This is a genomic window from Bifidobacterium simiarum (genome assembly GCF_002802905.1).
In the GTDB taxonomy this organism is placed as follows: Bacteria; Actinomycetota; Actinomycetes; order Actinomycetales; family Bifidobacteriaceae; genus Galliscardovia; species Galliscardovia simiarum.
This window is the reverse complement of record NZ_PEBK01000002.1, coordinates 240237-260420: the sequence shown is the minus strand read 5'-3', so window position 1 is coordinate 260420 and position 20184 is coordinate 240237. Positions and strand designations below refer to the sequence as shown.

General features: G+C 63.1%; 12 protein-coding genes and 1 pseudogene. 10 read left to right on the top strand and 3 right to left on the bottom strand.

All coding sequences use genetic code 11. From position 1 onward, the window contains the following. Window positions 1-76 precede the first annotated feature (76 nt). Window positions 77-1498, bottom strand: coding sequence for a CdaR family transcriptional regulator (locus tag CSQ87_RS03135; protein ID WP_133122332.1), 1422 nt, complete (start codon window positions 1496-1498; stop codon window positions 77-79). A gap of 76 nt (window positions 1499-1574) precedes the next feature. Here CSQ87_RS03135 and CSQ87_RS03130 point away from each other — a divergent pair, with 76 nt between their 5' ends. The 4 genes and pseudogenes from CSQ87_RS03130 to CSQ87_RS03120 all read left to right on the top strand — a co-directional run bounded on the left by CSQ87_RS03130 (window position 1575) and on the right by CSQ87_RS03120 (window position 7550). Next, window positions 1575-2903, top strand: coding sequence for a GntP family permease (locus CSQ87_RS03130; protein WP_100512401.1), 1329 nt, complete (start codon window positions 1575-1577; stop codon window positions 2901-2903). Between the two features lie 88 nt (window positions 2904-2991). Beyond that, window positions 2992-4215, top strand: a complete 1224-nt coding sequence (locus CSQ87_RS03125; protein ID WP_100512400.1) for a glycerate kinase — start codon at window positions 2992-2994, stop codon at window positions 4213-4215. A 539-nt stretch (window positions 4216-4754) separates the two neighbouring features. After that, window positions 4755-5201, top strand: a pseudogene (locus CSQ87_RS11350) (peptidase); the annotation flags it as partial. Between the two features lie 162 nt (window positions 5202-5363). After that, entirely contained in the window at window positions 5364-7550 is a 2187-nt protein-coding gene (locus CSQ87_RS03120) for a S9 family peptidase (protein WP_423734765.1), read from the top strand. A gap of 49 nt (window positions 7551-7599) precedes the next feature. Here CSQ87_RS03120 and CSQ87_RS03115 read toward each other — a convergent pair whose 3' ends face one another. Further along, window positions 7600-8235, bottom strand: a complete 636-nt coding sequence (locus CSQ87_RS03115) for a TetR/AcrR family transcriptional regulator (RefSeq protein ID WP_100512399.1) — start codon at window positions 8233-8235, stop codon at window positions 7600-7602. Window positions 8236-8391: 156 nt separating this feature from the next. Between CSQ87_RS03115 and CSQ87_RS03110 the strand changes: the two genes are divergently transcribed. The 6 genes from CSQ87_RS03110 (at window position 8392) to CSQ87_RS03085 (ending at window position 18467) form a co-directional block, all read left to right on the top strand. Beyond that, a complete protein-coding gene (locus CSQ87_RS03110) occupies window positions 8392-9837 on the top strand; it encodes an ABC transporter permease (RefSeq protein WP_100512398.1) in 1446 nt (481 codons plus the stop codon). Between the two features lie 306 nt (window positions 9838-10143). After that, window positions 10144-11532: a GH1 family beta-glucosidase gene (locus CSQ87_RS03105; RefSeq protein ID WP_100512397.1), complete on the top strand. Its 1389-nt coding sequence runs from the start codon at window positions 10144-10146 to the stop codon at window positions 11530-11532. Between the two features lie 364 nt (window positions 11533-11896). Then, window positions 11897-13366, top strand: a complete 1470-nt coding sequence (locus CSQ87_RS03100) for an amino acid permease (protein ID WP_100512396.1) — start codon at window positions 11897-11899, stop codon at window positions 13364-13366. Window positions 13367-13613: 247 nt separating this feature from the next. Further along, window positions 13614-14657, top strand: a complete 1044-nt coding sequence (locus CSQ87_RS03095; protein ID WP_133122331.1) for a LacI family DNA-binding transcriptional regulator — start codon at window positions 13614-13616, stop codon at window positions 14655-14657. A 330-nt stretch (window positions 14658-14987) separates the two neighbouring features. Then, on the top strand, window positions 14988-17114 hold the full coding sequence (locus tag CSQ87_RS03090) for a beta-galactosidase (protein WP_100512394.1): 2127 nt from the start codon (window positions 14988-14990) through the stop codon (window positions 17112-17114). Between the two features lie 87 nt (window positions 17115-17201). Next, window positions 17202-18467, top strand: a complete 1266-nt coding sequence (locus tag CSQ87_RS03085) for an MFS transporter (protein WP_243388811.1) — start codon at window positions 17202-17204, stop codon at window positions 18465-18467. A gap of 164 nt (window positions 18468-18631) precedes the next feature. Here the strand turns inward: CSQ87_RS03085 and CSQ87_RS11000 are convergent, their stop codons facing one another. Further along, window positions 18632-20149, bottom strand: a complete 1518-nt coding sequence (locus CSQ87_RS11000) for an alcohol dehydrogenase catalytic domain-containing protein (RefSeq protein ID WP_207761082.1) — start codon at window positions 20147-20149, stop codon at window positions 18632-18634. Between the last annotated feature and the right edge of the window lie 35 nt (window positions 20150-20184).

Sequence of the window (20184 nt, the reverse complement as noted above, 5' to 3'; positions counted from 1 at the left end):
TCACTCACGTGGGCCGCCCGTCCCGTGTGAGCGACAGGGTAAAACCCTTGAAATTGCAACGGTGTGATGGTTTGACTCACTTGGACCGGGCGGCCCGCGTGAGGGGTGTTGAGGCTCCTGAGGCGGGGGCGGAGAAGGTGGGACCAGAGAGGGCAGGGCCGGAGAAGGCAAGATGTCTGCGCAGGAGGAAAGCGAGAGACAGGGTGTCGCGATCGGCGAGTTCGCGCGGATTGTAGCCCGTGCGTTTGGCGAGGGCATTGAGATGGTTCTGCAACGTGTTCTTGTGTATGAACAGTTCGCCGGCCGCCCGATTGATGCTGCCGTTGTGTCGGGTATACGTCTCGAATATGGTATGGAAGCGTTCGATGTCGCGGTCGGTAAGACCGGCGAACACTTGACTGACGAACACCTGCGCCGCATCGCGATCGATGGCCGATACGGCGATGCCGATGCCGATCGAACCATAGTCCGCCACGCAGGATTGGTCGGTGAATCGCAGCCAATCGACGGTCGTGCGTGCCTGATCGTAACTGTGCCAATATCGGTCCGTGGTCAGTGCCTGTTCGCCGATGCCGATACTGATCGGCCGACCGAGAGTCTGCTCGATATCCAGCCGCACGGCCTCGAGCGTTTCGAGGAGTCGCCGTTCGGACGTGGCCGTCGTGATCGCGGTTGTCGTGACCGCGCCGCTCTTACCATCGCCGGATTGACCGGTCCGCTTGCCGGGTCGCTCGCCGATCAACAGCTGAAAACCCTGTGCGGACACCGCGAATACGGTGTCCGTGTGATCTCCCAGATGCCGCATAAGGATATCGTAGATATCGTCGCGTCCGGAATGTGCCGCATCCTGCTGCGTGCACCGACCGATCGCCATGCGATGAGGAGCTTGCAGATCGATGTGCAGCGTGTCCGCCAGATATTCGACCAGACCGCGGTCATGGTCCTTGGCGCTCAGTAGGCCGATCAGATTCGCGGCCATCATACGACGGTCGAAACGATTGATCTGATCCGTGTTCTCCCGGATCAGGATTTCGGTCATCTTGCGGATCACTTCGCCGAACGGCTCCACCTCGCTCCGCTCCCCGGTGATGCCGATCACCGCCACCACGTCATCGCCCAGCATCACGGGGGCGTTGATGCCATGCCGGGCTCCTTGGAACTGGTCGTCGGTATCCACGGCAATGGTTCGTTCCTCCCATGCCGCAAGTCGTGCCGCATCATGCTGGGAACCGATGCGGGTCGGATCGGTGCTGGCGATCATGACACCATCGGGGGAGAAGAAGTTGATGTCGTGGCGAATGACGTTCTTGAGGTTTTCCACGATGGTCTGTGCGATGCGAGGATCGATGTTCATGAAACCAGCATAGGTGATTTTCCCGGGCTGGAATGTTACCGGTACTATTTTGCATGATCTTCTCAACGATCTTTTTCGTTCCCGGGGATATGGAAAGCAGTGACCTTTCCGCGGAAAATAAGAGTTATCTAGATCAGATACCACAGCAATGATTCCAGTCTGATTAAGGTTGCTGCAAATGGTACTGGTCCGTATACCACGAGATCAAAGGAGATGTTCCATGGTGGAGGGTGTTTCGATCGCTTGGTGGGCCGCATTGGCGGGCCTCGCCGTTGCGATCGTGCTGATTCTGAAAAAGCTCAATGCCACGTACGCGCTACTGCTGGGTGCGGTGATCGGATGCCTGATCGGCGGCGCCTCGCTCGCGCAGACCGTGAACGTCGTGGTTGCTGGCGGGCAGAGCGTGGTCGGTACGATCGTGCGCGTTCTTGCCGCCGGCGTGCTGGCCGGTGTGATGATGGAATCCGGTGCGGCGGACCGTATCGCCAAAACCATCGTCGCAAAATTCGGCGAGAGCCTGGCGATCTTCTCGCTGGCGTTCGCCACGATGATCATCTGCGCGGTCGGCGTGTTCATTCCCGTGGCGGTGCTGATCGTCGCCCCGATCGCCCTCGAGGTGGGCAACCGTCTGGGGATCTCCAAGCTGGCATTGCTGGTCGCGTTGTCGGGCGGTGGCAAGGCCGGCAACATCATCTCCCCGAATCCGAATACCATCGCCGCCGCCTCCGGTTTCGGCATCCAGCCGTCCGCGGTCATGGTCGGCAGCTTCATCCCGGCCGTCTGCGGTCTGGCCATGGCGGTGCTGCTGGCCACGCTGCTGCGCAATCATGGTGCGGCGCCGACTCTCGCCGAGGCTGGTAACGGCGGCGATACCGATACCGCCGGTACCGCAGACCCCGCCGAATCCTCCCGGGAACTGCCGTCGATCGGTCGCGCCTTGGTCGCCCCGGTCATCGCCATCGTGCTGCTGCTCGTCAATCCGATCGGCAGTGTGCTGGGCATCGGTCTGCTGACCAAATTCCAGGTGGATGCCATGTATATCCTGCCGTTCGCCGCCGTGGTCGGCCTGTTCGTCATGGGTCAGGGCCGCCATCTGCTCGACTACACCAAGGCCGGCCTCGCCCGCATGACCGACGTGGTCCTGATCCTGATCGGCGCCGGTGCGATCGGCGGATTGATCACCAACTCCGATCTTTCCACGCAGATCGTGAACCTCATCAAGGCGTGGGGCGTCTCCGGCTCCCTGCTTGCCCCGCTTGCCGGCATCCTCATGGCGGCCGCCACTGCGTCCACCTCCACGGGCGTGATCCTTGGCAGCAGCTCGTTCGGTTCGTCGATCCTCGACTTCGGCGTGACGCCGGTTGCCGCGGCCGTGACCATGCAGGCCGGCGCCACGGTGATCGACCACCTGCCGCACGGCAACTACTTCCACGTTTCCGGTCAGGCGATGAAGATGACGGTCGGCGAGCGTATGAAAAGCGTGCCGTTTGAGTCGATCGTCGGTCTGACGATGACGATCGTGGCCACGCTGGTCTATACCGTATTCTGACCGTTCCGAAATTTCCGCATCGAAATTTCCGCATCGAAAACCGTGAAACCGTGAAAACCGTATCGTTGAAAAATCAAAGGAGATTGTCATGAAATTCGTTATCGCGCCGGATTCGTTCAAGGGATGCATGACTGCCAAGCAGACCGCCGATGCCATGCGCGAGGGACTGCGCCGCGTGTTCCCCGACGCCGAGTATGTGATGGTGCCGATGGCCGATGGTGGCGAAGGTACCGTGCAGTCGCTGGTCGACGCCACCGGAGGTACCCTGCGTCAGGCGACCGTGCTTGACCCGTTGCAGCGGGAAACCGTTGCGGAATATGGTCTGCTGGGGAATGATGCGGCCAGTGGGACCAGGGTCTCGGGCAAGGTAACGGGAGACGCCGCCGAAGCCGACACCACTCCCGCCGCCCCCGTCGCGGTCATCGAAATGGCCGCGGCCAGCGGCATCCAGTTCGTGAACGATGAGACCAAGAACCCGCTCGTCACCACCACCTACGGCACCGGTCAGCTGATCCGCGCCGCACTCGACGACGGCGCCCGCACGATCATTCTTGGCGTGGGCGGATCCGCCACGAACGACGGCGGCGCCGGCATGGCCGAGGCACTGGGCGTGCGATTCCTCGACTCGGCCGGCAACCCGATCCCGCGCGGCGGCGGATTCCTCGACCGGCTCGCCCGCATCGACGTCTCCGGCATCGACCCGCGTATCGCCGAAACCCGGATCCTCATCGCCTCCGACGTGACCAATCCGCTGGTCGGACCGACCGGTGCCTCCGCGGTGTTCGGGCCGCAGAAGGGCGCCACCCCGGACATGGTCGAGCGGCTCGACGCGAATCTCGCTCATTACGCGGCGATCATCAGCCGCGATCTGGGCATCGACGTCGCGCATACGCCGGGTGCCGGCGGCGCGGGCGGTCTCGGCGCGGGGCTGCTTGCCTTCACGAAGTCGACCATGCGATCCGGCGTCGAGATCGTCTCGCAAACCGTCCGGCTGGCCGATCGTGCCGTCGGCGCCGACTACTGCTTCACCGGCGAAGGGGGTATTGATTTCCAGACCCAGTACGGCAAGACCCCTATGGGAGTGACGCGGGCCGTGAGGTCGGGAAACCCGGGGATCGGGGTGATCGCGCTCGCCGGATACGTAGGCGAGGGGATCGATCAGCTGTACGATCTCGGCATCGACGCGGTGTTCGGCATCGTACCCAGCGCGATGACGCTGGCCGAGGCGCTCGCCGAAGGGCCCGCCAACCTCGCTCGCACCGCGGAGAACGTCGGTCGTCTGCTGGCCCTGCGCGATTGCAAGAGCCGATGATCTGACCGGTCATGTTCCGTCACGCTCACGCGGGCCGGGCTCGGTCACCAGGGGGAGACGCATGGTGACGGGTTCGGCCACCAAGGCGATCGCTTCGCCAGTCCGGGAAATCACGCCGACCGTTCGCGTTTTCCATGCTGGATTGTGTATGTTTGGCATGGGATGAAACCGACTATTGCGGAGCGCGTGAGATGGACGAAAACACGATGAACAATGTCGCAGCCAACGAATACGAAAACACCGGATACGGAGACGGCGGATATCAGGACTCCGAATATACGGACTCCGAATATGCGGATTCCGGATACCGCGGATACGAGGAAACCGGATATGACCCAACCGTCAGTTTCGGCGGACCCGGAGATTTCGATCGTCCCGATGAGCGGGAGGATCCTTCCGATTCCGACTCATACGGTTCTGATGACTCCTCTGACTCCTTTGGACCGTGCGATTCGTCGGACTTTTCCGACCGGTATGAATCGTCCGACCGGTATGAATCATCCGGCATGACCGGAGCGTCTCGGGCGAAGGCAACGACCCTGACGGCCTCGTCGAACGCAGCAAACCCCGCGGACGCAACGAATCCGGCGATCGCGCAATACCCCCGTTTAAAGGCACGTACCCGGCGGTTCTCGCTCGGTGCCCCCCGCACCCCGAAGGTGATCGGCGACGGCTCACGCACGCTGTTCCTGCGCTCCCGCGGCCCGGAGGATGCGGTCACCTGCCTGTGGCTGAGCTGGTTCGGTGCGACCGGCGACCATCATGAGACCCTGCTGGCTGATCCGCGTGATCTGCTGTCCGTCTCCGGAACGAAGTCGGTGGACTCCGCGGGCGCCGGCGTGCCCGACGAGGAGAAGGCCCGTCGTGAGCGTGCCCGCGAATCGGCGGAAGGCATTGTGTCGTATAGTGTTGACGAGTCCGGCAGTCGCGTGGTGTTCACGGTGGGCGGTCGTCTGTGGCTCACCCAGATCGGCGATGATGACGACCCGGTCATTGATGCTGACAACACCGTCGACGGTGCCGAAGCAGGTCCCGAAAACACTTCCGCCCGGACCGCCACGCCTACCGCACCCGTCTCCGTCCCCGTGCGCGACGGCGAACTGCACGCCGTCACCCGCGAGCTCGGCGACACCTGATACGTGTCCGCCATGACGTTCAGCGGCCATCCCGGACGACTGTTCCGCCCGGTGCTCAACCCCCGTATTTCCCCCGACGGCAAGCTGGTGGCCTACACCACCGGCCGCATGATCAACCTCGTGGTGATCGGCGAAAACGGTCGGCCCGACGACGAGCGGTCGGTGTGCGGCATCGCCGACAAGCCGAATATGACGGTCGGTCTGGCCGAGTTCGCCGCCGGCGAGGAGATGGACCGCTACGAGGGTTTCTGGTGGTCCCCGGATTCGCGCAGCCTGCTGATCGAATGCGCCGACGAATCCCCGGAGCCGCTGTGGCATATCTCCGATCCGTCCGATCCGACCAAGCCGGCGCAGTCCCGCCACTATCCGCAGGCGCTCACCCACAACGCCGACGTGCGTCTGTTCCGGTTCGACATCGGTTCGGCCTCGCATCGCGCCGGCAGCATGGCCTATTCGAGCGTGCTTGATCTGCCCGAGGTGTGGTGGGATCGCCGCGGCTATGAATACCTGGCCGAAGTGCATTGGAGCCACGGCGGCGACCCGATCCTGCTGGTGCAGAACCGTCGGCAGACCGCCGATCAGGTGCTGCGCATCGATGAGGAGGGCAGCAATCCGAACGTCGGATACGCCTCGCAGCAGAGTATTCTCGACGGGTTCGCGCTGGAGGCGGATGGCGGCGCACTGGCCTCCGAGGAGCATCGTCACCGTTGGCTGCCGACCACCACGCTGACGGTGACGGGCAGCCGGTTCTGGCTTGATCTGATCCACGGATGCCCGGCATGGACCCCGAACGGCCAGCTGATCACCGCCATGCCCGACGAGGAGACCGACACCATGCGTCTGGCGGTGAACGGCCATGCCTTCACCCCGGCCGGATGGCAGGTGCTCGAGGTCCTTGACGTGACCGACCGTGACGTGCTGGCCCGCGCGACCCGTGACGCCCGCGGCGTGGACGTGGTGAGCTTCCCGCTGCCGGCCGACGAGCAGGAGCTGCTGGGGTCGTACTGGCAGGAGGTGAACGCGGAAGGCCATGGCGGGGCGAGGATTTCCGGCGGATTCGGCAACAGCTTCGCCGCCGATAGCGCCGACGGCAATGACGTCAACGAGGGTGCGGACGATGGCCGGCCGACCGTGCTGAACCCGGAGCCGGGCGTCTGGTCGGCTTCGCGCGGCGGTGACGGTCTGGTGCTGTTCGGCCGCACGATGACCTCGGATCGCAGCGTGATGATCCACACGGTCGCGAATGGCCCCGATGGCACCTGCGATGCCCGCCGATTCCGCGCGACGATCGACAATCGTGCTCAGGTGCCGGGATTCGTGCCGAACGTGAAGTTCGTGCGGCTGGGGGAGCGCGGTCTGCACGCGGCCATCACCCTGCCGAGCGCGGACAGTCCGTATGCGAATGCGCGGACCCTGCCGGTGCTGATGAAGCCGTATGGCGGACCGATGCATCGCGAGGTGATGTTCAGCCGGTCGATGTACTGGGACGCGCAGTGGTGGGCCGATCAGGGCTTCATCGTGGTGGCCGCGGACGGTCGCGGCACCGGCGCCCGGGGACTGCGGTGGGATCATGAGATCTTCGAACGGTTCGCCGAGGTGTCGCTGCAGGATCAGGTCGACGCCGTGGAGGCGCTGCCGGGCGTGATGCGCGATCTCGTGGTCGCCGACTTCCGCGACGCGCTGGCAGCCGACGACGAGGGATTCGCGGACGTGGCGGGCGGCGCGGACGTGGACGCCGACGTCATCGACGCGGCGAACCGGACGGTGCCGCAGCCCGATCTCGACCATGTGGCCATGATCGGCTGGTCGTATGGCGGATTCCTGTCCGCGCTGGCCGTACTGCGTGCCTCCGAAACGTTCCAGGCGGCCTGCGCGGGCGCGCCGCCCACCGACTGGACGCTGTACGACACGCATTACACCGAACGGTATCTGGGGCTCAATCCGGTGGTCTACCGGCGGAACAGTCTGATCGACGACGCGGCGAACCTACGCCGGCCGCTGCTGCTGATCCACGGATTCGCCGACGACAACGTGACCGTGGCGAACACGCTGCGGCTGAGTTCCGCGTTGTTGGCCGCCGGCCGTGAGCACACCGTGTTGCCGCTCACCGGCATTACGCATATGACCAACGACGAGACCGTGGCCGAGAACCTGCTGCTGTTCCAGCGGGACTTTTTGAGGAAGGCGCTGGCCGAGTAGGCGGCGGCGTAGGGGCGTGCCGAACGGCTGGCTCGGCTGCGCTTGGCGGTTATGCGGCTTCGGCGTCTCCCGACTGCGGTTTCGGGGGATCGGCCGGAGCCGTTTCGCGTAGCGAGGCCAGCAGTTGCACGACGATGCCCGGGATCGGCAGTCGGTTGAGGGCGTCGAGGTCTCCCTCGAAGGCGACTTCGCTGATCCGGCCGAAGATGCCGGTGATGCCGCTGGCGATGAACTCCACGGTCAGCTGCTGGGAGACGTCCAGCACGTCGGCGTCGATGCCGAACACGGTCATCCACATGCCGATGACGTAGTCCTTGAACTGGCGGGTCAGCGCCGGCGAACCGTGCGGGCCGAGAACGAGCGCAATGCGCTGGATCGAGGAGCGGAATTGTGGCATGTCGAGCAGTCGGGTGAGCCGCAGCGAGGCGATGTCATCCTCTGACCGGTGGATGATCCAGGTGATGAAGTCCAGCACTTCGGGTGATTCGTAGATCGCGGCGATGGCGTCCTCGGCCAGTTCGGCGATGTTGCCGTAATGGTAGTAGAACGATCCGCGGTTGATGCCGCTGGTCCGGGCGATGTCGTTGACGGTGATGCGGTCGTACTGCTTGGTCTCCAGCAGGGTCCAGAAGGCCTGCTGCATTTTCTCCGGTGCGGACCGGTCATTGAGTTTCGGGCGCGGCATGGTGTCCTTTCCTGTGGCAGATGGCGGCTGGCTAGGTGGTTGTTTATTCAACACTATATCCAATAAAGGGGATTTTTATTAAACGTCATGTTGCATAAAGTGTCGATTGCATGAGATCCGAAGAGGTTCTTCGGAACGGAACGAAGGAGAGCGATCATGCGATCGAAGACTGCAATCATCAGGACGCTGTGTATGCCGTTGGCCGTCATCGTCGGTGTTTCATGCCTGATGGCCTTGATGTTCTACCCGATGATGAACGCCAGCGTGCGGGAACTGCCCGTGGCGGTGCTCTCGCTGGACGAAGGCGCGACCGTGCAGGGCAAGGCGATGAACGTCGGCGACACGATGGTGGAGAAGCTCACGTCGGGGGAGGCACCCTCTGACGGTACCGACACTGCCGACGATTCGGGCGATGACGCCGATGCCGACGCCGATTCGCCGATGGTCTGGCACGAGGTGAAATCGCAGAGCGAGCTCGACCGAGGGCTCGCCGATCACGACTACTATGCCGCGATCGTCATTCCCGAGGACTTCACCGCCAAGCAGGTGGCCAAGCAGCAGACGGCCATGAAGGAGAAGATCGCCGAATCGACCGCCTTGGCCCAGGTGATGGTTAAGGCGCAGACCGAGGCTCAGGCGCAGGCCCAGCAGGCGGCGATGGCTCAGGTGCAGGCCAAGGGACTGACCGGTGCCGCGGCCCAGCAGTTCGCGCAGCAGTACGCCAAGCAATACGTGCAGCAGGCCGTGCAGTCGGCGGTGCAGAAGGCCGCCGCCCAGTCCATGCAGTCGGGTCAGTCCGCCCAGTCGGGTCAGTCCTCCGAATCCGATTCGGCCGACGCGGCCGACGCCCCGACCATCACCGTGACCATCGACAACGGCAAGAGCCCGCTGGTGGCCAATCTGCTCAAATCCAGTCTGCCCACCGTTCTGGGCAAAACCGGCGCGACCGTGGAGACCAAGGTGATCAACGAGGGTGACACCTCGCATGTGAAGTCCAATGCCCTGCCCACCGCCACGATGATGGGACTGAACGTGCTGATCATGCCCACCTTCATGATGTCGATGGTCGTCTCGATCATCGCCGTGGCCGTACTTGGTCCGAAGTCCTACGACGATAAGGCCCAGCGGTGGAAGACACTTGCCATGCAGATGGGCTCGGCGCTGGTTTATTCGCTGCTGGTCGCGCTTGGCGCCGACTGCGTGCGTGCGGTGACCGGCGCGGGCTGGCTGGATTGGTCGGCCGTCATGTTCCTGTGGCTGGCCAGCTTCGCCATCATGGCCGTGCTGTTCGGTCTGCTCAACATCTCCGTGCCGCTCGGCGTGCTGACCGGCGTGCTGACATTCGGACTGGGCATGACCGCCGGTCTGTTCCCCTTCGAACTGCTGCCCGGTTTCTGGCGTGACTGGGTGTACGGCTGGGTGCCGCAGCGCTATATCGGCGAGGGGATTCGCGCCGTGCTGTACAACGGCGACGGATGGTGGAACACCGCCACCGGCCCGCTGCTGATCACGCTCGGCATCGGTCTGGTGATCGTGGTGATCGCCGGACTGCTTCCGCTGCGTACCCACGGCAAGGCGGTGAAGGCCGGGAAGCGGTCCTGAGCCGTCGGTCGGTCTGGTCGGTCGGTCTGGTCGGTCGGTCTGGTCGGTCTGGTTGATTGATCCGGTCGGTCCGGTAGCCGGTTGATCAGACCGGTTGATTTGGCCGGTTGATCAGACCGGCGATTGTCGATAATCGTCGAAATCATTGGTGGGAGAGCGGATGATCAGGCCGGAACGATGATAGGTTGAAAAAGCCGAGGGGCGTGTGTCGACGGAGCTGCGCGCCTCTCACACCTATGGCTCCGTCCCCCGAGGGCCGCCATACGACACCCAGCCCTCCGTCACCGGTAAAGGAGCATCACGATCATGGCATCCACCACGTTCCCCGAAGGATTCCGCTTCGGCACCGCCACCGCCTCATACCAGATCGAAGGCGGGGCTACCGAAGGCGGTCGCACCCCCTCGATCTGGGATACGTTCAGCCACACGCCCGGCAAGACCGTGAACGGTGACACCGGCGACGTGGCCTGCGACTCCTACCATCGCTGGCAGGAGGACGTCGATCTGCTCGCCGATCTCGGCGTGGACTCCTACCGTCTCTCCGTGGCCATGCCGCGCGTCATGCCGACCGACGGCGGTCCGGTCAACGAGGAGGGACTCGACTACTACGAGCGCGTGGTCGACGCGCTGCTCGCCAAGGGCATCACCCCCACCGTCACGCTGTACCACTGGGATCTGCCGCAGTATCTGGAAGACAAGGGCGGCTGGCTCAACCGCGAAACCGCCTACCGTCTCGCCGACTACGCGGGCGCGGTGGCGAAGCGTCTCGGCGACCGCGTGGAAACCTACACCACCCTCAACGAGCCGTGGTGCTCCGCGTACCTGGGCTACGCCGGCACCGAACACGCCCCTGGACTGGGCCTCGGACCCGGCGCGTTCCCGGCCGTCCACCACCTCAATCTGGCGCATGGTCTCATGGCGCAGGCCGTGCGGGCCGAAGTCGGGGACGCTTCGCAGCTGTCCGTCACGCTGAACCTGCAGTTCAACCGCGGCGACGCCGACGCCGTCCACCGTCTCGACCTGATCGGCAACCGCGTGTGGCTCGACCCGATGCTGCGCGGCTACTACCCGAACGAGCTGTTCGCCATCACCCGCGGCATCTGCGACTGGTCGTTCGTGAAGGACGGCGATCTGGAGCAGATCCGCCAGCCGCTCGACGTGCTCGGCATCAACTACTACTGCACCTCGCTGCTGGCCATGAGCGACCGTCCGCAGTTCCCGCAGTCCACGGCCGCCTCCACCGCACCCGGCGCCAGCGACGTCGACTGGCTGCCCACGCCCGGCGACCACACCGACATGGGCTGGAACATCGACCCGAAGGGTCTGTACGACCTGCTCATGCACGTCCACAACGACTACCCGGAGATCCCGCTGATGGTCACCGAAAACGGCACCGCGGCGGCCGGCGGCGACCATGTGACCGTGAACCCCGACGGCACCAAGGCCGTGCACGACCCCAAGCGCATCGACTACCTGCGTCGGCACTTCGAGGCCGCGCTGCGGGCCATCGACGACGGCGTGGACCTGCGCGTCTACTTCGTGTGGTCCATGCTCGACAATTTCGAGTGGGCGTTCGGCTACACCAAGCGCTTCGGCATCGTCTACACCGACTACGAGACGCTCGAGCGCATCCCGAAGGACAGCTACCACTGGTACCGCCGCTTGATCGCCGACCGCGCCATCCCGCAGGAGTAGTACTCGGAGTGCTCGGAGGGGAGTGGGCCGGAGGAGTACCGGGCGTGGCCGTGGCTTCGTTCGTGTCACCTCATCCGTCCGACTGCGTCGGCCACCTTCCCCTCCGAGGGGAAGGCAAGGGTCCTGTGCTCCCGCTGGCGGGAGCTGTCGGCGGCGCCGACTGAGGGTGGCCGGGCGAAGATCTCGCCTGATCGGCCCTGCAATGACTGCGATGTGAGACGGCATCGGCGGTCGTTACACGAAATTCCTGTAGGTTTTGTAGGCTAGTGCAATTGCCGCATAAGTTGTGGCGCTCCGTCGTGCACAGTCGCGTCTGATCGCCGAATCATATCAGCGATCGGACGCGGCGGGAGTGAGGACGTGTATGCAAAAAGTCGAAGAGCTTGATGCCGACAACCAGATGAACCGTGGACTGAAGAACCGTCACGTACAGTTCATCGCCATCGGCGGCACGATCGGAACCGGTCTGTTCCTGGGTTCCGGCAAATCGATCTCGCTCACCGGCCCGAGCATCGTCTTCGTGTACATCATCGTGGGCATCATCATGTTCCTGCTGATGCGCGGCATCGGCGAAATGATGTACCGCGACCCGAGCCAGCACACGTTCATCAACTTCATCACCCGTTATCTGGGTCGCGGCTGGGGGCATTTCGCCGGCTGGACGTACTGGATCGTGCTGATCCTGATCGGCATGAGCGAGATCACGGCCGTGTCCACCTACTTCGTCACGTTCTTCGATACGTTCGGCATCGATCTCAGTCATTGGAAATGGCTGATCGAACTGTGCTTCCTCGTCGCGCTGTCCGGGATCAACCTGATCGCCGTCAAGGTGTTCGGTGAGGCCGAATTCTGGTTCTCGATGATCAAGATCACGCTGATCTGCGGCATGATCGCCACCGCCGTGGTCATGCTGGTGATCGGCTACCACTACCCGGCCGTGCAGATCACCGGCGCCGACCACATCAGTCCCGCCGGTTCCGTGAGCCTGACGAACATCACCGACGGGTTCTCGCTTGCGCCGAACGGCTGGCTCGCGCTGCTGATGAGCTTCCAGATGGTGTTCTACGCCTACCAGATGATCGAGTTCATCGGCGTGACCGTCTCCGAAACCGAGAATCCGCGCAAGGTGCTGCCCAAGGCCATCAACGAGATCATCCTGCGCGTGCTGATCTTCTACGTGGGCGCGCTGGTCGCGATCATGGTGATCGTGCCGTGGCGCAACTTCCAGCCGAACGCCGACGGCTCGTTCGCCTCGCCGTTCATCATGGTGTTCAAGTACGCCGGCCTCGACTGGGCCGCCGCGCTCGTGTTCTTCGTGGTGATCACCGCCGCCTCGTCGGCCCTGAACTCGCTGCTCTACTCGGCCGGCCGCCACCTGTACCAGCTGGCCAAGGAGTCGCCGTCGCCCGCCATGCAGCGTCTCGGCGTGGTCTCGAAGAACCATGTGCCGGCCAAGGCGATCATCGTCTCCGCCTGCATGATCGTGCTCTCGCCGATCATCAACGCGTTCCCGCAGGTCTCCAGCGCCTTCGTGCTGTTCTCGTCCGCCTCGTCGGCCGTGATCATCTTCATCTACACGCTGACCATGATCGCGCACCGCCGCTACCGCGTCTCGGCCGACTTCATCGCCGACGGCTACGTGATGCCCGCGTGGAGGATCACCAACACGCTGGCCATTGCGTTCTTCGTGTTCGTGTACTGCACGCTGTTCATCTCCACCGACACCCGCGGCCCCGCCATCGCCGGCCTCGTGTGGCTGGTCGTGTTCGGCGGCTTCTGCCAGTGGCGGCAGAAGCTCGAGGACCGAGACCTTAAGCAGGCCCTGAGTAGGTAGGGTCTGAGTAAGTAGGATCCTTTTCCCCATACTTGGCCAAACCGTTCATCTGGAGGGTGTTTTCGGGGTCCTCGTGAACGGTTGGGCCAAGGAACGGGGTTCGTGATCGGGTTGGCCAACTTATGATTTTGGTGATCGGGTTGGCCAAGGAATAGTAAACGGGTTGGCCAAGGATTGTCCTTGCAAAACGGTTCTGCGGAAGAGTCTGCCCGGGTACACTGGGACGGGTAAGGCAAGGAGGAAGTCTGTGTCTGCCGGAAACCCCATAAGTCATTCTGCACGTCGTCGATCGGTGTCGATGATTGACGTGGCGCGGATGGCGGGAGTATCTCATCAGACCGTTTCCCGTGTGCTCAACAATCCTGAGAAAGTGCGGGAGAAGACCCGTCGGGCGGTGGAGGACGCCATCGCCAAGACCGGGTATCGCCGTAACGAGAACGCGCGTGTACTGAAGAGTGGCGTGCCGAGTACGTTGGGTATTCTTGTACCCTCCGCCTCGCAGTATGGTCCCACCGAGATTCTGTGGTCGATCGAGCGCGCGGCCGCCGATGCCGGATATTCGACCAAGCTGTCGTTGCTCTCGGGACGTAGCGAATCGGCCGTCAATGAGGCGATCGATCGGTTGCTGGCTAATGATGTGGCGCTGATCTTCATCTGCGCGGCGGAATCGTGGGTGGAGCCGGCCGTACGGGTCAGCGTGGATCTGCCGATCATCGATATCGGGTGTACGGAATCGAGCATTCCCGGAGTCAGCACGGTGGATATCGATCAGCCTGAAGGGGTCCGTGCGATGATGCGACACTTGCGCGACGAGGGCGCAACGCGTATTGACCATATCGCCGGGCCGGAAGGATGGTATTCGGCGGATGCCAGATTGACGGGGTGGCGTGAGGCTCAGGCTGATTTCGCTCTGATCGCCGGACATCTGTATCGCGGCGACTGGAGCGAGGAGTCGGGGTATCGGGCCGGGAACCTGATTGCGCAGGATCTGCCTTCCGCGGTTTTCGCCGGTAATGATCAGATGGCATTGGGGTTGATCCGGGCGCTGCATGAGCATGGGATTCGCGTTCCTGAGGATGTGAGGGTGGCTGGATACGACAATATCGCGGTGGGGGAGTATACGATTCCCTCACTCACCACGGTGGATCAGGATTTCGAGGAATTGGGAAGGATCGCCGTGCGACAGGCGGTTGCCGTGCTGAATGGCGAGGGCTCTCATTCCGTTCTGACTCATCCGAGGCTGGTGATTCGCGAGTCGTCGACGCGGCGTGCGGTTGATGCTGGCGAGTGATGCTGGCGCGATTTGATGATGCCGTGATTGCAGCGTGATCATCGTGAGGTGTGAGGCGGCCGCGCCCGTCGACGATGGTGTTGGCGTGAGTATGCGGCGGGCTCGCCGCCCATGGTTTTCCAGTCTTGGCTGCGGCAGTCATACCCTTCGCTGCCATCAAATTGTGTACGTTCACATTAGATCGGAAAGATCGGTGTGTCGCGCTCACATCGTTGTGTTTGCACCGTTTTTTCGTCCTTGTGACGGCGTTTTTCTCTCGGTATTGACAAATCAAAATGTGAACGTACACATTTTGGATTGTGGAGTGCAATATCGGGGAAGGAATACACCATGGCCGATCGATCATTCAAACCGAAGTCCATTCTGTTTGGTCCGGCGTTCTACGAGGAATACCAGCCGACCGACAATCTCGAAGAAGACTTCCGTTTGCTGAAGGAAGCCCACATGAACGTGATTCGCGTGGGTGAAGGCAGCTGGTCGCACTGGGAGCCGGAGGATGGGCATTTCGAGCTTGACTGGCTCCAGCCCGTGCTCGATAAGGCTCAGGAAACCGGCATCAGCGTCATCATCGGTGTGCCCACCTTCGCCATTCCTCAGTGGCTGGTGCGCAAGTATCCGGAAGTGGCCCTCACGGACGCAAACGGCAACAAGCGGTTCTTCGGTGGACGTGAGGAGCATAGCTTGAGTCATCCGGTCTTCCGCTTCTATGCGGAACGAGTGATCCGCAAGATGGTGGAACGCTACGCCGACCATCCCGCCGTCATCGGCTGGCAGCTGCACAACGAACCGGGACTCTGGCTCAACTATTCGCATGACGCCTTCGAAGGGTTCAAGGATTGGCTGCGCCATCGCTACGGCACCGTGGAGAAGCTCAACAAGGCGTGGGGACTGGTGTATTGGTCGCATGAGCTGAGCACTTGGGATGATTTGTGGAAGCCGGAGGGCAACGCCCAGCCGCAGTACGACATCGAATGGCGGCGGTATCAGGCCGAACTCACCGATGAATTGCTCGGCTGGCAGCGCGAACTCATCACCAGTCTGTGCCCCAAGAGCCAGTTCATTACCGTCAATCATGCCCTCGGCCGTGACGCCACCAACGAGGTGACGGCATCCCGTGCGCTCGATATCGCGGGCAGTGACCCCTACTTCGAAATGCAGGACGGTCTGCGACTGCCTGATCCCGATATGCCCGAACATTCCTGGCATCCGGCCGGTCCCTGGTCGCTGGCGTTGATGGGCGATCGCACCTACTCCCTCAAGCAGCAGCCGTACTTCGTGCTGGAAAACAACGGCGGACCGATCGGCGGTTCCGCGGACAACCGTCCCGGATATGACGGCCAGTGGAAGCAGTCGGCGTGGCAGTTCATCTCCCGCGGTGCCGAGATGATCGAATACTGGCACTGGCAGCAGCTGCACTACGGCACCGAAACCTATTGGGGCGGCATTCTGCCGCATGATCGCAAGCCCGGCCGTGTCTTCGAACAGGTCGCCGATCTGGGTCGTGATCTGGAAAAGGCGGGCGACACCGTGGTGGGCCTCACCCCGGATGCCGACATCACTGTCCTGTACTCGGTGGAATCACGGTGGGCGCTGGCCTACGAACCGCATATCTCTCCGGGCGGCGACACCGATCCCCACAAGGACCGCAACCCGCAGGCGTACGACGATACGCTGACTGCCTTCTATAAAGGGGCCTACGTCTCCGGCCGTCAGATGCGTTTGGTCCAGGACGAGCAGATCATCGACCCTGACACCCGCGAGGTGCTGCAGCCGGCTGCCGAATTCGTCGCGGACAACCCAGTATTGCTGGTCGTCGGAGCCTACGTGACCTCCGATGAGATGCTGGCCTGGCTGCGCGACTATGTTGCCGCCGGCGGTCATCTGATCCTCGGCCCGCGTTCCGCCTACGCCGATCTGCTGGCCCGTCCGCGTCTCGATGTCAAGCCTTCACGTCTGGCCGACGATGCCGAAGCCTCGTATCAGGAGTTCTGCAACCTGCGTCATGACGTACCGGCCGTGGCCACCGAAGCCATGCCGCTGCGGGACGGTGCCACCGCGACCGACTGGATCGATTGCCTGATTCCTGCCGGGGCGGAGACTCTCGTAACCGCCGATCATCCGCATTATGGCAAGTTCCCGCTGGTCACCACAGCGCCATCCGGCAAGGGACGTGTCACCATCGTCGGTACCGTGCCGAATGCCGCGCTCGCCGCATCGGTCTATGACTATGTGCTTGGTCCCGAAGCCGGATGGGTCTCCGGGCATCCCACGGTGTCTCATTCCTCCGCCGTGAACGGCAAGGGTGAGCGCATCCACTTCCTGTTCAACTGGAACTGGGATCCCGTCCGCATCAAGCTGCCGGTATCTTGCGTGCCGGTACTCGCCGATGCCGATGGCCCGGTGGATGAGGCGGAACTTGGCCCTTGGGGCGTGACTCTGCTAAAGGAACTGCACTGATCCGACTGATTCGCCCGGCCGTATGGAACGGTCGGGCGGTCATATCGTGCGAATGATAAGACATCGAGACAAAGAGGTATCGATACCATGAGTGAGATCGTCGATAAGGCCATGGCGTGGACCACGCCGACCGATGAACAGCAGAAGAAGATCCCGATTCCCACCGCCATCGCACTGGCGATCGGTGTGTTGCTGTGGCTGGGATCGTATCTGGGACTGGTGGGCGTGCTGGTGCCGCAGCAGGTCGCCGAGATCGCCCCTGACCAGAAAACCAGTGCCATTGCTCTGATGAGCACGGTGGCCATGATCGTCTCCACCATCGCGAACATCGTCGAAGGCGCACTCTCCGACCGTACCCGTTCCCGTTGGGGCCGTCGTACTCCCTGGATCATCGCCGGATCGATCGGCTCGTGCCTGTGCATTCTGGCATGGGCCCACTGCACCGAGGTCTGGCATGTGGTGCTGGCCGACTCCGTGTACATGATCTTCCTGAACATGATCGTCGCTCCGCTGATTGCGGTGATCGCCGACCGTACCGCACCGAAATACCGTGGCACGATGTCCGGCGTCTACGCACTCGGCACCTGCATCGGCCAGTACGGCGGTCAGGCCTTCGCCTCGCTGTTCCTGCCCGTACCCGACACCGGCTTCATCGTCATGGCCGTGATGGTGCTGTTCTCCGGTCCGGTGGCCGCCCTGTTCCTGCGTGAGAAGTCCACCAAGGACATGCCGGTCGAGAAGATCACCATGCAGACCTTCTCCGACAACTTCGCCTTCCCGACCAAGGGCGCCCGCGACTTCTACCTCGCCATGATCGGCAAGATGTGCATCATCACCTCGTCGTTCGCCATCTCCGGATACCAGCTGTACATTCTCACCGATTACATCAAGCTCAGCGGCGGCAAGCTGCAGGGCTATGTGACGATGATCTCGATGATCATGATGGCCACCGCCATCGTGATGTGCTTCTTCGCAGGCCCGGTCTCTGACAAGATCGGCCGACGCAAGCTGCCGGTGATCATCGCCGGTATTCTGATCACCATTGGCTCTCTGGTGCCGATGTTCACCTCGCAGGCGTTCATCATGCTGGTCTACGCGGTGGTGGTCGGCATCGGTATGGGTATGTTCAACTCGGTCGATCAGGCGCTGAACATCGAGGTGCTGCCTGACCCGAAGACCGCGGCCAAGGATCTCGGCCTGCTCAACATCGCCAATAACGGCGGTCAGGTGTTCGGCCCGATCTTCGCTTCGATCGTGATCAACGCGGTCGGTTACCATGCGGTGTTCCCGCTGGCTGCCGGACTGGCAGTGCTGGGCATCGTGCTGGTGAGCTTCATCAAGAAGGTGAAGTAGGGGCCTCTCCGTACCATCTTTGGCAAAAGCAAGCTTGAAGAGCCCGAAAATGGCTTCTTCAAGCTTGCTTTTGCCAAGAACCGGAGACTAACGGGGTCCGGGAATCCCGACCCCGAACCAAATCCCGACCTCGGACCAGATCCCGACCCCGGACCAGATCCCGACTACTTGTTCACCAGAACGGCGGCGCCGGCGAAGCGGCCGGCCTTGAGATCCTGCAGGGCGCGCTGGGCCTCGGCGAGCGGATACGGGTGGGCGTCGATCGCGATGAAATGCGCGGCGGCGAACGCTAGGAACTCACGGCCATCCTCACGGGTGTTCGACTCCACCGAGCGGATCTCCTTCTCGTGGAACAGATGACGCTCGTAGTTCAACGCGGGCACGTCGCTCATGTGGATGCCGGCCAGCGACAGCACGCCGCCCGGACGCAGCGCCTCCAGCGCCGGCGGAATGATCTCACCCACGGGAGCGAAGATGATCGCCGCATCCAACGGCTCCGGAGGCATGTCGTACGCGCCGGCCGCCGACGCGCAACCCAGTTCGATCGCCAGATTGCGAGCCTCCTCGCCGCGGGTGAGCACATGCACGCGCATGCCCAGCGCCAACGCCACCTGCGCGGTGATATGCGCCGAACCGCCGAAACCGTACAGGCCCAGAACCGGCGTATGCCCCAGATTCGAGGCGATATGCTGCGCGGCCGGGGACGTGCTGATATGCGTCGGCGTGGAAATATCGGAAGGGTAGCCGGAGTAGCCAAGATGGTCGGTGCCGCCGCCGAGACCACCGAAACCGCCGGAACCGCCATGACGTCCGTGACGGGCGTTCGCACCGGAACCCGCCCCAAGATCCGACCCGGATCCCGCCCCGGCAGACCCATTACCGGCCCCGCCGCGCCTCAGCTGCGGCACGTCGATCGACTTCGGCAGTGACGGCACGCTCAGCGTGGTCGACCGGGCCGTGATCTCATGGGCGCTCACCCCGTCAAGCAGACCGGTGCGACGCAGCGCGCGATATCCGATGATGCCCGCGCACAGCAGCGGCGCCACCGTCTCGACCGTGTAGCGCGGACCGATCGACGACGCGGCATTCGAATGACGACGCGACGGCCGTGACTGCGACGGCGGCAGCAGACCCTCCAGCGAATACAGGTAATCGACGGGCGCCACCGCGTACTCGGCGTAGCCGCCGTTCTCGTCCCAGCCGGTGTACCGCGAATTCGGGCACAGGTTCTCCTTGCCCGCGCGGCAGAACTCGCAGTATCCGCAGGTGTGCCGCAGCCAGGCCACGCCCACGCGCTCGCCGATGCGGAACCGGTCGGCCGAGTCGGGCTCGCCGAAGGCGTTGTAGGAGCTGCCGGAGGAATGGTGACCGGATCCGGGGAATCGGCTGCCGGACGCGCCCGAGCCATAGCCGGCGGAACCGTAAGACTCGGAGGTGGAGCCGGAACCCTCGCCGCCCAATGCCACGATCTCGCCGACGATCTCGTGACCCGGCGTCACATGCCGCAGATGCACCGGCAGATCACCCTCGGAGACATGCAGATCGGTACGACACACGCCGCACGCCAGCACGCGGATCAGCGCCTCGCCCGGTTTGGGCCGGGGGATCGGCGTTTCGACCCACTCCAACGGCTCGTTCTCGATAGGACCGGGCTGCCCTTGTACCCGCCATGCATGCATCATGTCACTCATGGTTCTAACTGTATGCCCCAGTCCTA

What these genes read in the sequence shown, in the direction of transcription:
- CSQ87_RS03130 (WP_100512401.1), top strand. Translation starts at nt 1,575, where the DNA reads ATGGTGGAGGGTGTTTCGATCGCTTGGTGGGCCGCATTGGCGGGCCTC.
- CSQ87_RS03125 (WP_100512400.1), top strand. Translation starts at nt 2,992, where the DNA reads ATGAAATTCGTTATCGCGCCGGATTCGTTCAAGGGATGCATGACTGCC.
- CSQ87_RS03120 (WP_423734765.1), top strand. Translation starts at nt 5,364, where the DNA reads ATGACGTTCAGCGGCCATCCCGGACGACTGTTCCGCCCGGTGCTCAAC.
- CSQ87_RS03115 (WP_100512399.1), bottom strand. Translation starts at nt 8,235, where the DNA reads ATGCCGCGCCCGAAACTCAATGACCGGTCCGCACCGGAGAAAATGCAG.
- CSQ87_RS03110 (WP_100512398.1), top strand. Translation starts at nt 8,392, where the DNA reads ATGCGATCGAAGACTGCAATCATCAGGACGCTGTGTATGCCGTTGGCC.
- CSQ87_RS03105 (WP_100512397.1), top strand. Translation starts at nt 10,144, where the DNA reads ATGGCATCCACCACGTTCCCCGAAGGATTCCGCTTCGGCACCGCCACC.
- CSQ87_RS03100 (WP_100512396.1), top strand. Translation starts at nt 11,897, where the DNA reads ATGCAAAAAGTCGAAGAGCTTGATGCCGACAACCAGATGAACCGTGGA.
- CSQ87_RS03090 (WP_100512394.1), top strand. Translation starts at nt 14,988, where the DNA reads ATGGCCGATCGATCATTCAAACCGAAGTCCATTCTGTTTGGTCCGGCG.
- CSQ87_RS03085 (WP_243388811.1), top strand. Translation starts at nt 17,202, where the DNA reads ATGAGTGAGATCGTCGATAAGGCCATGGCGTGGACCACGCCGACCGAT.
- CSQ87_RS11000 (WP_207761082.1), bottom strand. Translation starts at nt 20,149, where the DNA reads ATGATGCATGCATGGCGGGTACAAGGGCAGCCCGGTCCTATCGAGAAC.